Annotated in this window: 15 protein-coding genes; 6 read left to right on the forward strand and 9 right to left on the reverse strand. The window is 71.5% G+C overall.

Going from position 1 to position 13,751, the window contains the following annotated elements; translation table 11 throughout:
• Positions 1-30: 30 nt before the first annotated feature.
• The 6 genes from AC1DW3_RS15585 to AC1DW3_RS15610 all read right to left on the reverse strand — a co-directional run bounded on the left by AC1DW3_RS15585 (position 31) and on the right by AC1DW3_RS15610 (position 5,169).
• Positions 31-696, reverse strand: a complete 666-nt coding sequence (locus tag AC1DW3_RS15585) for an SDR family oxidoreductase (RefSeq protein ID WP_477932461.1) — start codon at positions 694-696, stop codon at positions 31-33.
• A complete protein-coding gene (locus AC1DW3_RS15590) occupies positions 693-1,322 on the reverse strand; it encodes a LysE family translocator (protein ID WP_477932463.1) in 630 nt (209 codons plus the stop codon). The genes AC1DW3_RS15585 and AC1DW3_RS15590 overlap by 4 nt, the downstream gene beginning before the upstream one ends.
• Before the next feature lie 41 nt (positions 1,323-1,363).
• Positions 1,364-2,542 (reverse strand): acetyl-CoA C-acyltransferase, encoded by a 1,179-nt coding sequence (locus AC1DW3_RS15595; protein WP_477932465.1) that lies wholly within the window; start codon positions 2,540-2,542, stop codon positions 1,364-1,366.
• Positions 2,543-2,625: 83 nt separating this feature from the next.
• On the reverse strand, positions 2,626-3,447 hold the full coding sequence (locus AC1DW3_RS15600) for a hypothetical protein (RefSeq protein WP_477932467.1): 822 nt from the start codon (positions 3,445-3,447) through the stop codon (positions 2,626-2,628).
• 52 nt (positions 3,448-3,499) lie between these two features.
• Positions 3,500-4,300 (reverse strand): substrate-binding periplasmic protein, encoded by an 801-nt coding sequence (locus AC1DW3_RS15605; protein WP_477932469.1) that lies wholly within the window; start codon positions 4,298-4,300, stop codon positions 3,500-3,502.
• A 14-nt stretch (positions 4,301-4,314) separates the two neighbouring features.
• The gene (locus AC1DW3_RS15610; protein WP_477932471.1) at positions 4,315-5,169 is read right to left on the reverse strand and encodes a helix-turn-helix domain-containing protein; all 855 of its coding nucleotides are present in this window, start codon (positions 5,167-5,169) and stop codon (positions 4,315-4,317) included.
• Between the two features lie 60 nt (positions 5,170-5,229).
• On the opposite strand from AC1DW3_RS15610, the gene AC1DW3_RS15615 reads away from it, so the two are divergent.
• Positions 5,230-6,588 (forward strand): cytochrome P450, encoded by a 1,359-nt coding sequence (locus AC1DW3_RS15615; protein ID WP_477932473.1) that lies wholly within the window; start codon positions 5,230-5,232, stop codon positions 6,586-6,588.
• On the forward strand, positions 6,585-6,971 hold the full coding sequence (locus AC1DW3_RS15620) for a hypothetical protein (RefSeq protein ID WP_477932475.1): 387 nt from the start codon (positions 6,585-6,587) through the stop codon (positions 6,969-6,971). The genes AC1DW3_RS15615 and AC1DW3_RS15620 overlap by 4 nt, the downstream gene beginning before the upstream one ends.
• Here the strand turns inward: AC1DW3_RS15620 and AC1DW3_RS15625 are convergent.
• Positions 6,968-7,768 carry a substrate-binding periplasmic protein gene (locus tag AC1DW3_RS15625; protein ID WP_477932477.1) on the reverse strand — a complete coding sequence of 267 codons (801 nt, stop codon included), beginning with the start codon at positions 7,766-7,768 and terminating at the stop codon, positions 6,968-6,970. The genes AC1DW3_RS15620 and AC1DW3_RS15625 overlap by 4 nt on opposite strands.
• Before the next feature lie 10 nt (positions 7,769-7,778).
• The gene (locus AC1DW3_RS15630; RefSeq protein WP_477932479.1) at positions 7,779-8,030 is read right to left on the reverse strand and encodes a DUF3297 family protein; all 252 of its coding nucleotides are present in this window, start codon (positions 8,028-8,030) and stop codon (positions 7,779-7,781) included.
• Between the two features lie 89 nt (positions 8,031-8,119).
• On the opposite strand from AC1DW3_RS15630, the gene AC1DW3_RS15635 reads away from it, so the two are divergent.
• From AC1DW3_RS15635 to AC1DW3_RS15645, 3 genes are read left to right on the forward strand one after another with little or no spacing between them, the layout of a single operon-like run.
• The gene (locus AC1DW3_RS15635) at positions 8,120-8,668 is read left to right on the forward strand and encodes an ECF-type sigma factor (protein ID WP_477932481.1); all 549 of its coding nucleotides are present in this window, start codon (positions 8,120-8,122) and stop codon (positions 8,666-8,668) included.
• Positions 8,665-11,211 carry a protein kinase domain-containing protein gene (locus AC1DW3_RS15640; protein WP_477932483.1) on the forward strand — a complete coding sequence of 849 codons (2,547 nt, stop codon included), beginning with the start codon at positions 8,665-8,667 and terminating at the stop codon, positions 11,209-11,211. The genes AC1DW3_RS15635 and AC1DW3_RS15640 overlap by 4 nt, the downstream gene beginning before the upstream one ends.
• A gap of 12 nt (positions 11,212-11,223) precedes the next feature.
• The gene (locus AC1DW3_RS15645) at positions 11,224-11,517 is read left to right on the forward strand and encodes a hypothetical protein (protein WP_477932485.1); all 294 of its coding nucleotides are present in this window, start codon (positions 11,224-11,226) and stop codon (positions 11,515-11,517) included.
• Positions 11,518-11,522: 5 nt separating this feature from the next.
• On the opposite strand, the gene AC1DW3_RS15650 is transcribed toward AC1DW3_RS15645, so the two are convergent.
• A complete protein-coding gene (locus tag AC1DW3_RS15650) occupies positions 11,523-12,146 on the reverse strand; it encodes a hypothetical protein (RefSeq protein ID WP_477932487.1) in 624 nt (207 codons plus the stop codon).
• 183 nt (positions 12,147-12,329) lie between these two features.
• Here AC1DW3_RS15650 and AC1DW3_RS15655 point away from each other — a divergent pair, with 183 nt between their 5' ends.
• On the forward strand, positions 12,330-13,745 hold the full coding sequence (locus tag AC1DW3_RS15655; protein WP_477932489.1) for a M16 family metallopeptidase: 1,416 nt from the start codon (positions 12,330-12,332) through the stop codon (positions 13,743-13,745).
• Positions 13,746-13,751 lie beyond the last annotated feature (6 nt).

A 13,751-nucleotide genomic window follows, 5' to 3' on the forward strand; every position in this document is an offset into this window, starting at 1 on the left:
ATGGCCCGCCGCGCCGCCGATAAAGGGGACTCACCAGGCCAGTCGTTGCCCGTCGTAATTGAAGAAACTGCCTGTATCCGAAGGCTTCACGCTGGCCAGCACGGTGCGCATGCCGGCGATGCTGGTCGACGCGTCGATGTCGGCACCGGCGCCGCCCATGTCGGTGCGCACCCAGCCGGGGTGGAAGCTGATGACGGTGGCCTTGCCGGCCAAGGCCAGGGCTGCGTCCTTCATCACCGAGTTCACGGCCGCCTTGGAAGCGCGGTAGAGCCAGCCGGACGTGCTGACCCGCAGCGCCAGGGAACCCATCTTGGACGAGATGATGGCCACGCGCGCGCCGGGCGCCAGCGCCTCGGCGATCTGCGGCAGCAGGCGCATGGGCGCCAGCACATTGGTGTGCATGACGGCGTCGAAATCGGCCTCGGTGGGTGCCGCCAGGCCCGCGGTGCTGGGGCCGTAGACGCCGGCATTGATGACGACGACGTCGAAGGCCTCGCCGTCGATCAACCAGGCCAGGCCCGCCACGCTGGCGGTGTCCGTCACGTCCAGCTTCAACGCCCGGGCGCCATGGGCCTGCAGGCGCTCCAGCGCGGCCTCGTCGCGCGCCGTGGCCGTGATGCGGGCGCCGGCGGCGCGGTACTGGCGCACGAATTCCAGGCCCAGGCCGCGCGAGGCGCCGATGATCAGAACATTCATGGTTTGGTCAATGCGAGCTTGGCCGCGAGCAAGGTGAAGAGGCCGGCACCGCCGAGGTTGAGGCCACGCCCCAGCCAGGGCCGCGGCTGGCTGCGGCGCAAGGGGGCCACCAGCACGATGAGGGCGAGCAGAAAGAGCAGGCCCTGGGCGATGAACCAGGCACCCAGGAAGAGGAAGGCCAGCGTCTTGTCCGGCGCGTCGGCCTCGATGAACTGCGGCAGCAGCGCCAGGAAGAACAGCGCCACCTTGGGATTCAGCGCATTCGTGAAGAAGCCCTGGCGCACTGTTCGCCACAGCGAAGGCGGTGCGCTGACTTCGGCGCTGGCCGACGCCGGCTTCAAGCCCGCCTTGGCCATGCCCCAGGCCACATAGAGCAGATAGGCGGCACCGACGAGCTTGACGACCATGAAGGCCTCGGCCGATGCGGCGAGCAGCGCGGCGAGGCCGAAGGCCGCCGCCAAGGTGTGCAGCACGCAGCCGGCCATGATGCCGACCGCCGCGGCCACGCCCTGGCGCCAACCACCACGCAAGGTGCTGGCGACCGTGTAGGCCATGTCGACGCCAGGCGTCGCGTTCAGGATGAAGACGGTGGCGGCGAAGAGGGGGAGGTCGTGGGTGCCGAGCATGGGCCGATCCTACGTTGACCTGCCAGCCCCCTTCAGCGCGCTCAGAGCATCTCGACCGCCAGCGCCGTCGCTTCGCCGCCACCGATGCACAGCGCCGCCATGCCGCGCTTCAAGCCGCGGGCCTTCAGCGCGCCCAGCAGCGTGACGACGATGCGCGCACCGCTGGCGCCGATGGGGTGGCCCAGGGCCACGGCACCGCCGTTGACGTTGACGATGTCGTGGGGCAGCTTGAAGTCGGCCATCGCAGCCATGGTGACGGCGGCGAAGGCTTCGTTGACTTCCCACAGGTCCACCTGGCCGGCCTGCCACCCGGCCTTGGCCAGGGCCTTCTGGATGGCACCGGCCGGGGCCGTGCTGAACCACTCCGGCGCTTGCGCATGCACGGCGTGGCTGACGATGCGGGCTATTGGAGCGAGGCCGCGCGCCTTGGCCGTGCTCTCGCGCATCAGCACCAGGGCCGCGGCGCCGTCGGAGATGCTGGACGAGGTGGCGGCCGTGATGGCGCCGTCCTTCTTGAAGGCGGGCTTCAGCGACGGGATCTTGTCGAGCTTGGCCTTGAAGGGCTGCTCGTCGAACTTGATGACGGTGTCGCCCTTGGGGCCGGAGAGAGTCACCGGCGCCATTTCCCAGTCGAAGGCGCCGCTCTCGTTGGCCGCCTTGGCACGCTGGGTGGAGGTGATGGCGTACTGGTCCATGGCCTCGCGGCTGAAGCTGTACTTGGCCACGCATTGCTCGGCGAAGACGCCCATGGCCTTGCCGCGCTCGTAGGCGTCTTCCAGGCCGTCCAGGGCCATGTGGTCGTACATCTGCGCGACGCCGTACTTGACGCCCTTGCGGGCGAACATCAGGTGGGGGGCGTTGGTCATGCTCTCCATGCCGCCGGCCACCATGACCTCGGCCGAACCGGCCGCCAGCATGTCGTGGGCGAACATCATGGTGCGCATGCCCGAGCCGCACATCTTGCTCATCGTGACGGCGCCGGCGGAGTCGGGCAGGCCGGCCTTGCGCAGGGCCTGGCGGGCGGGCGCCTGGCCCTGGCCGGCCATCAGGCAGTTGCCCATCAGCACCTCATCGACCGAGTCGCCCGGCACGCCGGCGCGCTCCACAGCCGCCTTGATGGCGACCGCGCCCAGCTCCCAACCGGCAAGGCCGGCGAAATCACCCAGCAGGCCGCCGATGGGCGTGCGGGCGGCGGAAACGATGACGATCGGATCGGACATGGCTGTACTCCGTTGGTAACTCAGATGCGCCATTTTGACGCCATCAATTGACGTGCACGTCAATTACCCGATCAATGCCCCGGTCAGCCGGGGGACTTGGCCTCACGCCGGGGCGCGGGCGGCACGATGCCGCAGTCGACGGGACGGGCCTCGGGCGCCAGCCGCCGCACCGACTGGCAGAGTTCGGCCCAGAAGGCGCGCGTCCAGGCGGCGTGGCGCTGGGCGAAGGCCGGTGCGGCCGGCATGAAATACGGTTGCCTGGCCACCACCGGCGTCCATTCGACGAGATCGGCGCGCTGCTCGGGCGACAACCCTTCGCGGGCGGTCAGCAGCAGGTCGAAGCGTTGCGCCTGCAGCATGGCCACCTCGCTGTCGAAGGTCAGCACGGTCTCGGTCGCCCAGCCGCGCTCGCCGGCCAGCGCCTCCTGCACCGAGCCGGCCAGCACGCCGACACGCGAGCGCGGCGGCAGATGGATGCCATCCCAGGCCGGATCGGGCACCGTGCCGGCGCGGCCGTACAGGGCCAGATGGCCGAGGACCGGCGCCCAGGCAGCATCGGGCCGGCCCTGAGCGTCGAGGGGGAAGCTGTAGCTGCGCAACCGCTCCGGCGAGGGCCCGTAGAACAGCGCGAATTGCACTTCGCCCTGGGCCAGCGCCACGCTGAGGCGCCGCCCGGGCAGGCGCACGAGCTCGGCCTTGCAGGCCAGCTGGCGCAGCGCCTCGCGCACGGCGACGACGGCCCAGCCCGGCGGATCGGCGAACTGGCTGCCATGGCCCAGCAGACCCGGCGGGCCCGCACGGTCGGTGAAGCCGATGCGCAGCGACTCGGGGCAGCCCTGGGCCGCGGCCAAGGCCATGCCGCCGCTCAGCGCGACGCCACAGAGCCCGCAGGACCAGCGCGACATGCGCCCGAGTTTAGGAAGCTGGCGCCGCGGCCGCGACCCCGGTTCGGGCGGGTCAGCGCCAGGCGGTGGCCGGCACCGTGCCGCACTCGGCCGGGCGGACGTCGGGCTCCAGCCGCCGCACGGCCTGGCAGAGCTGGCGCCAGAAGGCGCGCGTCCAATCCGGGTGGCGTTGGACAAAGGCGGGCGCGGCCGGTGCGAAATAGGGCAGCTTGGCCACGCCCGGCGTCCATTCCACGAGTTCGGCGCGCTGCTCCGGCGCAAGCACCTCGCGCGTCGACAGCAGCAGGTCGAAGCGGCGCGCCTGCAGCATGGCGGGCCCGCCGTCGAGCCCGCCGATGGGCTCGGTCGCCCAGCCGCGGTCGCGCGCGATGACGTCCTGCACCGAGCCCGTCAGCACGCCCACGCGCAAGCCCGCCGGCAGGCGCTGCCCGTCCCAGCTGGGGTCCGGCGTCTCGCCGCTGCGGCCGAACAGCGCCAGGTGACCGAACACCGGCGCCCAGGCGACGTCGGGCCGCCCCTGCGCATCGAGCGGGAAGCGCAGACTGCGCAGGCGCTCGGGCGTGACGCCGAACAGCAGGGCGATGTCGACGTTGCCCTGGGCCAGCGCAGCGGACAGGCGGCGGTTGGGCAGGCGCAGCAGTTCGGCCGTGCAACCCATGCGCTTGAGCGCCTCGCGCACGGCGACAACCTCCCAGCCGGGCGGCTCGGGGAATGTCGGCCCCTGGCCGAGCAGCCCGGGCGGCGATGCGGCGTCGCTGAAGCCGATGCGCAGCGGCTGGGGGCAGGCAGCGCTGGCCGGCATGGCGGCCCAGCACAGCAGGCTGGCCAGCACCGGGAGCAGGACGCGGGGCATGGCGCGAGTTTGCCTCAGCGCCACAGCCGATAGGCCCAGAAAGCCTCCTCGGCCTGAATGCGGCGGCGCAGGTCCTCGGGGCTGAAGCCGGTCAGGCGGCGCGTCTCGCGGCAGAGGTGGCTCTGGTCGGCGTAGTCGTTGTCGGCGGCAATGTCCGCCCAGTTGACGCCTGCATCGCCGGCCCCGATCTCCGCGGCGGCCACGGCGTAGAAGGCGTTCTCGGCGCGCGACACCGCACGCAGCTCGCGCATCGGCAAACCAGCCCAGGCCTTGATGCGGCGCTCCAGCTGGCGCAGGCTGCGGCCGGCGGCGCTGGTGGCAGCACGCACGGCCAGGGCCTCGGTCCAGACGGCGTAGCGGTGGCCGGGGCGCTGCGTGCCCAGGGCCTGCCAGCGCGGCAGCAAAAAGTCTTCGAGCAGGCGCAGGCGCGCCGCGTCGTCGGCCGCGGCAGACATCTGCGTCGCCCAGGCCAGCCAGTCGGCCGGCAGCAGCTCGCTGGCATCGACCACGCGATTGACGAGGCCTTCCAGCGCGATGCCGGTCAACGCAACGAAGGCATCGGGCAACAGCAGCAGCTTGAAGGCCGACATCTCGCCGGGGTTGCGCGTGTGCGTGGGCAACGTGAACGGGCCGCCCAGCAGCACGGGCGCGTGGCGGCGCTCAGGCGGGGGCGTCGAGAAGCCCGGCGTGGCCAGCCACTCGCTGCTGCCCTCGGCCCACCAGAACAGCGTCACCAGCGGCGTCGCGGGGAAGTAGTTCTCGCGCTGACCGGCATCCAGGCCGCGGCCACGGGTGTCGCGCAGCATGACGCCGCGCACGCAGCCGGCCAGGGCCAGCGGCGGCAGCCAAAGATGTGTATGCGCATCCATCGCGGCCAGTGTCGCATTCGTTCAAGACCGTCTTGAGCGTCCAGGCGCAGCATGCGGGCCATGACAACACAGACCTGGAACGATCTGCCAAGCCACCCCACCCGCTGGTGGGGCTTCCCCGTGCTGATGGCCATGCGCCGCGACTACCTCGCCGTCATCGCTGCGCAGCGGCCGCTCGGCGACCTGGTGGCGCAGACCATCCTGGGCGAGCGCGGCGTCGACGTCTTCGACCCCGAGCTGGTGCGCGCCGTCATGGTCGACCACGCCGACGCGCTGATTCGCTGGGCGCGCGGGCCCGAGGTGTTCGCCGAGCTGATGGGCCAGTCCGTCCTCGTCACCGAAGGGCCCACCTGGCAGCGCCAGCGCCGCATGCTGATGCCGGCCTTTGCGCCCAAGCGCATGGCCGGCTATGCGGCGCTGATGACCGAGGCCGCTGTTGCCGGCCTGGGCCGCGTGCGCGAGGGCGAGGTCGCGATGGACGAGCTCTACAGCCACCTGACGATGGACGTCATCTCCCGCACGCTGTTCAGCACCCCCATAGGCAACGACACGGCAGCGGCCGCACAGGCCGTGCAGGTGCTCAGCGAGACGGCGCTGGCGGAGATGTTCTGGCCCGTGACACTGCCCGACTGGCTGCCCCTGCGCGGCAAGGCCGCCAAGCGGCGTGCCGCGCGACTGATCCACGGGCTGCTGGGCGAGCGCATCGCCGCCCGGCGGGCTTCGGGTGAGGAACGCACTGACCTGCTCGGCATGCTGACGGCGCTTCGCGACGAGACCACCGGCGAGGCGCTGTCACCGCAGGAGGTCTACGACCAGTGCATGGTCAGCTTCCAGGCTGGCCACGAGACCAGCGCGACGGCGCTGCTGTGGTGGAGCTGGTTGCTGGCGGCCCACCCCGAGGCGCAGGCGCGGGCGCGCACCGAGGTCGACGCGCTGCTGGCCGGCCGCGTGCCGACGGCCGACGACGCGGCCGCCCTGCCCTTTCTGTCGGCCACGCTGAAGGAGGCGATGCGGCTCTACCCGCCCGTGGCCGGCCTGCTGACGCGCCGGCTGACGCGCGACATCACCCTCGGCGGCGTGCGTCTGCCCGCTCGCACCCTCGTGCGCGTGACGCCCTGGCTGCTGCACCGCGACCCGCGCTGCTGGCCGGATGCGCCGCTGGCCTTCAAGCCCGAGCGCTTCCTGCCCGACGCGCCCGATGAAATCCCGCGCGGCGCCTACATCCCCTTCGGCCTCGGGCCGCGGGTCTGCCTGGGCCAGCATTTCGCGGTGCTGGAGATGACGCTGATTGCAGCCCTGGTGCTGCAGCGCTTCGAGCTGAGCCCGGTCGGCAACGAGGCGCCCAAGCCGCGCATGGCGGTCACGCTGCGGCCCGATGGGGGCCTGACACTGCACCTGAAAGCGAGAGCACTGCCATGAACCCCTGGCTTGTCGGCGCAGCGGCCCTGGTCCTCGTCATCGGTCTGGTTCATTCCTGGCTGGGCGAGTTGCGGATCTTTCGCCATCTGCGCCGCGGCGGCATCGTGCCCACCGGCGGCGACCCGGTGCTGCGCGCCTTCCAGACCCGCATCCTGTGGGCCAGCTGGCATGTCGTGACCGTGCTGGCCTGGGCGCTGGCGGGCCTGCTGCTGTGGCTGGCCCAGCCGGCCGCGCGGGCGGCGTCGGGCGGCTTTGCCGAGACGGTCATCGCCGCAGCGCTGGCGGCCAGCGGCGCACTGGTGCTGCTGAGCAACCGCGGTCGCCACCCGGCTTGGCTGGCCCTGTGGGCCGCGGCGGCCCTGGTGCTGATGTCGCTGCGCTAGCGCGAGGGTCGGCTGCCGCAGTCCTGCCCACGCGCCTCGAGAGCGATGCGGCGGACGCTGACGCAAAGCTCACGCCAGAACTCGGCCACGAAGCCGGCATGGCGGGCATGCACTGCCCGGCTGGCGGGAGCGAAATACGGCAGCCGCTCGACCAGCGGGGACAGTTCCACCAGGGCGTCGTCGCCGCTCAACTGGGCGGGCGACAGGGATTCGCGCGCGGTCAGCAGCAGCTCGAAGCGGCGCGCTCGCAGCGCCAGCACGCTGGTGTCAAAGGCGCTGGTCGGCTCGACCGGCCAGCGGCGTTCGCGCGCCAGCATCTCCTGTGTGGAGCCGGCCACGACGCCGACTCGCACGCCCGGCGCCAGCGTGCTGCCGTCCCAGGCCTTCAGCGCCGGGCTGCCGGCCACGCCATAGAGCGCGAGGTGGCCCAGCACTGGTGCCCAGGCGGCGTCGGCGCGGCCAGCGGCATCGAGCGGGAAGCGGAAGGCACCCAGCCGCTCCGCCGTGTAGCCGAAGAACATGGCGAACTCGAGCTCGTCCTGTTCCAGAGCGCGCGCCAGCCGACGGCCTGGCAAACGCTGCAATTCCGCCGGGCAGCCCAGGCGCTGCACGACCTCGTGCACCGCCTGCACGGCCCAGCCCGGTGGATCCTGGAAGGCCGGGCCGGTGCCGAGGATGGAGGGCGGAAACGGCGCCTCGTTGAAGCCGATGCGCAGCGGTTGCGGGCAAGGCGCGGCAGCTGCGGCACCACTCAGGGCCAGCAGCCATCCGCCCAACAACCGGCGTCGCAGCGGCATCACATATCGCTCAGCGGTAGAAGGCCTCGACGGTGCCCTTGAGCTTGATGCACAGCGGCCGGCCCTTGCGGTCCAGCGTCTTGCCGGCGGGCACCTTGACCCAGCCCTCGCTGATGCAGTATTCCTCGACGTCCTGGCGATCCCTGCCATTGAAGCGGATGCCGATGTCGTGCTCGAAGACGGCGGCGACGTGATGGGGGCTGCGCGGATCAACGCTGAGGTGGTCGGGCAGTTCGGGGCGGGTGGCGGGAGCTTCGGACATGGAATTTGGCGGGCGGTGGAGCAAACCGCCATTCTCGCGCGCCAAGCTGGGGGTTCCGCGCGGGCGCGCTTGGGGCCAGCATCGCATCCATGACGGAGATCACCCAGCTGCTGACGGCCCTGGCCTCGGGACAGGCCGAGGCCCGTGATCGTCTCTACACCTTGCTCTACCCCGAGCTCAAGCGGCTGGCCCGGAGTCATCTCGCCGGCCATGCGCCGATGACGCTGGAGCCGGCGGCGCTGATCCACGAGGTCTGGCTGAAGAGCGCCGGGCCGATCCCGAAAGAGGCCGCCCTGCACCGTGCGCAGTTCTTCGCCCATGCCAGCAAGGTCATGCGCAGCGTCATCGTCGATCATGTGCGGGAACGCCGTGCCGACAAGCGYGGCGGCGGCCAGGCCGAGGTGACGCTGTCGACGGCGGCGCTGGAGCAGATCGCGCCGCCCGACGTGCTCAAGCTCGACGACGTGCTGCAGATGCTGGAGCGCGCCGACGGCCGCGCCCACCAGGTCGTGGAGATGCGCTTTTTCGGCGGCCTGGAGCTGGAGGAGATCGCCGAGCTGCTGGACGTGTCGGTGCCCACCATCAAGCGTGACTGGCGCAAGGCGCGCGCCTTCTTGTTCGACGCCTTGCAGACATGAACACGGCCGACCGGGCCGGCGCGCTGGCCGCCTTCGACGCCTGGCAGGACGCGAGCCCGCCGGAGCGCGAAGCCTTGCTGGCGGAGCTGCCGCTGGTGCAACGCGAGCGGCTGCAGGCCCTCATCCACGCCGACCGCGCCGCCGAGGCAGGCGGCTTCCTGGACCAACCCGCACCCTTGCCAAACGCACCCGAACTGGCCGGCCAGGTGCTGGGCGCCTGGACCCTGGTGGTGCCGCTGGGCAGCGGTGGCATGGGCGAAGTCTGGCGCGCGCGGCGCAGTGATGGCGCCCACCAGGGCGAGGCGGCCATCAAGCTGCTGCACAGCCCCTGGCGCGGCGAAGGCAACCAGGCGCGCTTTCGCCGCGAGGGCGAACTGCTGGCGCGGCTGACCCATCCGCACATCGCCCGGCTGCTGGACATCGGCGAGGCCCTGCTGGGCGCGGCGCGCACGCGCTATCTGGTGCTGGAGTTGGTGGACGGTGAGCGCATCGACCGCTGGTGCGAGGACCAGGGCCTCGATGTGCCCGCGCGGCTGCAGCTCTTTCTGCAGGTCTGCGACGCGGTAGCCCATGCGCACGCACGCCTCGTCGTGCATCGCGACCTCAAGCCCGGCAACATCCTCGTGACGGCCGATGGCCAGGTGAAGCTGCTGGACTTCGGCGTCGCCAAGCTGCTGGAGGGCCAGGCTGGAGAAAGCGGCGCCGAGCTGACGGCGCAGATGCCCGCCGGGCTGACGCCCGAGTACGCCGCGCCCGAGCAGCTGCGTGGCGAGCCGGTCAGCACGGCCACCGATGTGTTCGCGCTGGGTCGGCTGCTGTGCCTGCTGCTGACCGGCCAGCGCGAGCCGGGCTCCGGCTTGCGTGGCGACCTCGCACTCATCGTCGGCCGCGCGCTGAAGGAGCGCCCCGACGAGCGCTATGCCGGCGCCAGCGCGCTGGCCGACGACGTGCGCCGCCATCTCGAACACCGGCCCATCCTGGCGCGGCCCGACTCGCTGGCCTACCGCAGCGCCAAGTTCGCGCGTCGCTACCGGCTGCAGCTCGCCGCACTGGGCCTGGTGCTGGCCAGCCTGCTCGCCGGCATGGCGGCCACCGCCTGGCAATGGCGCGAGGCCGCACGCGAGGCCGAGCGCACGCGGCGTGTACAGAGCGTGTTGACGGAGATGTTGAGTGGCCTCAGCCCGGGCACGTCGGGCAGCGCCACGGTGCCGATGGTCGAGCTGCTGCGGCGCAGCTGGACCGAGGCCAAGCAACGCCTGGCCGGCGACGAGGCGCTGCTCGCCGAAGTGGCCCAGCCGCTGGGCGTGCTGCTGAGCCAGTCGGGTGACATGGAGCAGGCGGCCGATGCCTTGCAACTGGCCCATGCGCGATTGCAGGGCCGGGGTGACGCAGGGCGCGAGGTGGCCTTTGCGCTGGCCAATGTGCGCCGCCGCCTGGGGCAGACCGATGCGGCCGTTGCGCTGCTGGCGGCCCTGGTGCCCGCGCGACCCGAGGATGACGACGGCGTCGCCGTCACGGCGCTGGCCCACCTCGGCGAGATCGCGACCGAGGCGGGCCGGCTGGACGAGGCGAAGGGCCTGCTGGAGCGCGCAGAGCGCAGCGCGCGCGAACGTTTCGGCACCCGCCATGAACGGTATCGCCGCGTGGCCGATGCACTCGCCGGCCTGGCCCGTGCCCAGGGCCGCTGGGCCGATGCGAGGCACTGGCTGCAGGCCCTGGTCGAAGCCAGCGCCGGCGCCGGTCGCCTGATCGGCGCGCAGGCGCGCATGGCCGTCGCGACGATGGAGGTCGAGCTGGGCCACCATGCCGAGGCCGTGCCGCTGCTGCGCGCCAGCGTGCAGGAGCTGGGCGAGGTGCTGGGGCCGGCCGACCTGAACACCGTCTACACGCGCAGCTGGCTCGCCACGGCCCTGTTCCACCACGGCCTGCGGGACGCAGCGGCGCTGGAAGCCGAAGCGGCGTGGCAGGAGGCCCGCCGCGGCAGCGATGCAGAGGCCGCGGCCCTGGTCGGCCTGGTGGCCGCGCGCCAGCAATTGCGCCGCGGCGACACCGCGGCGGCACAGTCGCGCCTGAATCAATTGCTGCTGGACCTGCAGGCCGCCGGCAGCCCCGCCGCGGAACGTGCGCGCGCCCTGCTCGGCGAAGCCGCGCTGCGCCAGGGCCGGGTGGCGCAGGCCGCCGAGTTGCTGGCGGTGGCGGATGCCGCACAGCGCCAGCGCCCTCAGGACGCCGACCGCTGGCCCACCCTGGCCCTGCTCGGCCTGGCGCACGAAGCCGCCGGCCGCGGTGAAGCGGCTCGCGCGGCCTACGCCCAGGCGCTGGCGATCGGCGAGTCGGAGCTGCCACCTGGACACCCGGACCGGGCCCGGCTGCGCGCCCTGGCTGCGCTGGGCACCGGTCATGAGGCGCCAGCCGCGCTCAGCGCCTATGCCGACGCCCTGTCGCATCGCGCCGACGCCGCGGCCGTGCGCGCCCGGTTGACGGGATTGATATCGTCCTCATCCAGCCCGGCGCCGCCGGGCCTGGCCCTGCTGGACTATTGAAGGAGGTCCACCATGAAGCGTTCCCTCTCCCTGTTCTGCGCGGCGCTGCTCGGCGTCTCGACGATCCACGCCGCCGAGGTGGCACCCTCGGCGAGCGGCAGCAAGGCGGCCAGCTCGCCGGCTGTGACGCCGGTAGCCAACCAGCCCGCCACCGGCGCCGCGCCGGTGGCGGGCGGCAACGGGGGCGGCATCAGCAGCAACGGCAGCAATCTGGGCACCCAGGTCGGGCCCAAGAAGCCCAAGTGCCCGGATCCGCTCAACACCGCTTGCCCAGCGGTGAAGGCGCCGGTCAAGGCGGCCGGCTAGCCTCTTCAGCCCTTGGTCACCACGAAGGTGACTTCGTATTTGCCGCCGTCGCCCGTGATGGTCAGCGTCTTGGTCTTGGGGCCGGCGGCCACGTCGAGCAGGTTGGCGCTGAGCGCCAACTCCTGCGTCGTGCCGACGCGGTCGTCGAAGTTGGGGAAGCCGGTGGGGATGCCGAGGGCGCCGTTGATGTCGGCCTTCAGCTTGGTCACGCGCTGGGCGCGCGTCATGCCGGCGGACGCGGCCAGGGCGCCGACGACCGCGGCCTTGACCAGCTCGCGCGCCGTGCCGGGCTTGCCGTCGTCGTGCTCCATCATGGACACGAGGATGACGGCATTGGTCGGGTTGGGGATGGCCTTGGCCGAACCCGACGGGCCCCAGGCATTGCGGCGCCAGACGATGAAGGGCATGTCGCTCGGGTTGATGCCCGGTTGCAGCGGCTGGGTGCCGTGGGTCTCGCCCGCGTCGACGTCGCTCCAGGGGCCATAGAGGGTGACCTCGGCATTGGGCAGCAGCGGGTTGCCGAGGTCGACGGCGGTGACGAGGACATAGGGCTCGTCCGCGCCGACCTCGTCGGTCTCGATCTTGCACTTGATGTTCTTCAGGGCGATGGTGACGGGCAATGCGGCCATGATGGTCTCCGGTGGTTGGAAGCGCGGCAACACGCCGCACTCCCCCTCAAGGACGCAAGCGCGGCCCGCCAGGGATCAGGCGGGGCAGGGTGAAAATTTCCGGCGACGGGTTTTCCCGATGTGGCCTGCGGCATCCCGTCCAAACGGCTGGACACTGCGCGCCATTCCCTTCCAGGAGACCCCATGTTGAAGACCACCCGCCGCGCGGTGCTGGGCGCCGTCAGCGCCGCGGCCCTCGCGCTCACCACCGGCCCGTCGATGGCTGCGCCCAAGGACGGCGCGCAAGCGGACCGCTGGCAGATCCCCGTCCACACCAAGAAGCTCGCCAATGGCCTGACCGTCATCGTGTCGCCCGACGCCAGCAGCCCCACCGTGGGCATCAGCGTCGTCTACAAGGTCGGCATGCGGCTGGAGCCGCAGAACCGCACCGGCTTCGCCCACCTGTTCGAGCACCTGATGTTCCAGGGCACGCCCAAGGCGCCCAAGGGCGTGTTCGACAAGGTCATCACCTCGGGCGGCGGCAACAACAACGGCTCGACCCGGCCCGACTTCACCAACTACATCGAGACCGCGCCGTCGTCGGCGCTGGAATCCATGCTGTGGCTGGAAGCCGACCGCATGACGATGCTGGACCTCAACCCGACGTCGCTGAAGAACCAGCAGGACGTCGTGAAGGAGGAGATCCGCGTCAACGTGCAGAACCAGCCCTATGGCGGCTTCATGTGGCTGGACATCTCCGCCCTGGCCTTCGACAAGTGGGAGAACAAGCACGACGGCTACGGCAGCTTCGTCGACCTGGAGAACGCCAACCTGGAAGATGTGCGCGCCTTCCACCGCGACTTCTACGGCCCCAACAACGCGGTGCTGTCCATTGCCGGCGACGTGACGCCGGCCCAGGGTTTTGCGCTGGCGGAGAAGTACTTCGGCAAGATCGCCGCCCGCGCCACGCCCAAGCCCACCGATTTCACCGAAGGCCTGAACACCGCCGAACGCCGCCTGACCCAGCCCGACAAGCTGGCCCAGGTGCCCGCCATCGCCGCGGCCTGGAAGCTGCCGACCCGCGGCAGCAAGGACCAGGCCCCCTTTGCGGTGCTGGGCCAATTGCTGGCCGGTGGCGATGCGTCGCGCCTCTACCAGGGCCTCGTCAAGGGCCGCGAGCTGGCGCTGAACGTCAGCTCCCTCTACGGCCTGACCGGCGTGTGGGAGTACGACGGCCCGAGCCTGTTCACCGTCTTCGCCCTCTACAAACCGAACACCACGGCAGACGCGCTGCTGGCCGGCATGGACGAGGAAATCGCCCGCGTTGTCAAGGACGGCGTGGACGACGCGACGCTGAAGAACCTGAAGACCGCGCTGCTGGCCGACTGGTACAACAACCTGGAGATGTTCCTGCTGCGTGCCGACCGCCTGGCCAAGCTGCAGGCGCTGTGGGGCGACGCGACTGTCGTCAACAAGGTGCCGGGCTGGATCGAGGGCGTGACGTCCGCCGATGTGCAGCGCGTCGCCGCCACCTACATGACCCAGGCCAACCGCTCGGTCATCGACCGCAAGCCCGCCGCCATGCTGGCCGCGCCTGCCAAGCCGGCTTCTCAACCCTGATGCGGA

The organism is Roseateles sp. P2_H4, from assembly GCF_056403315.1.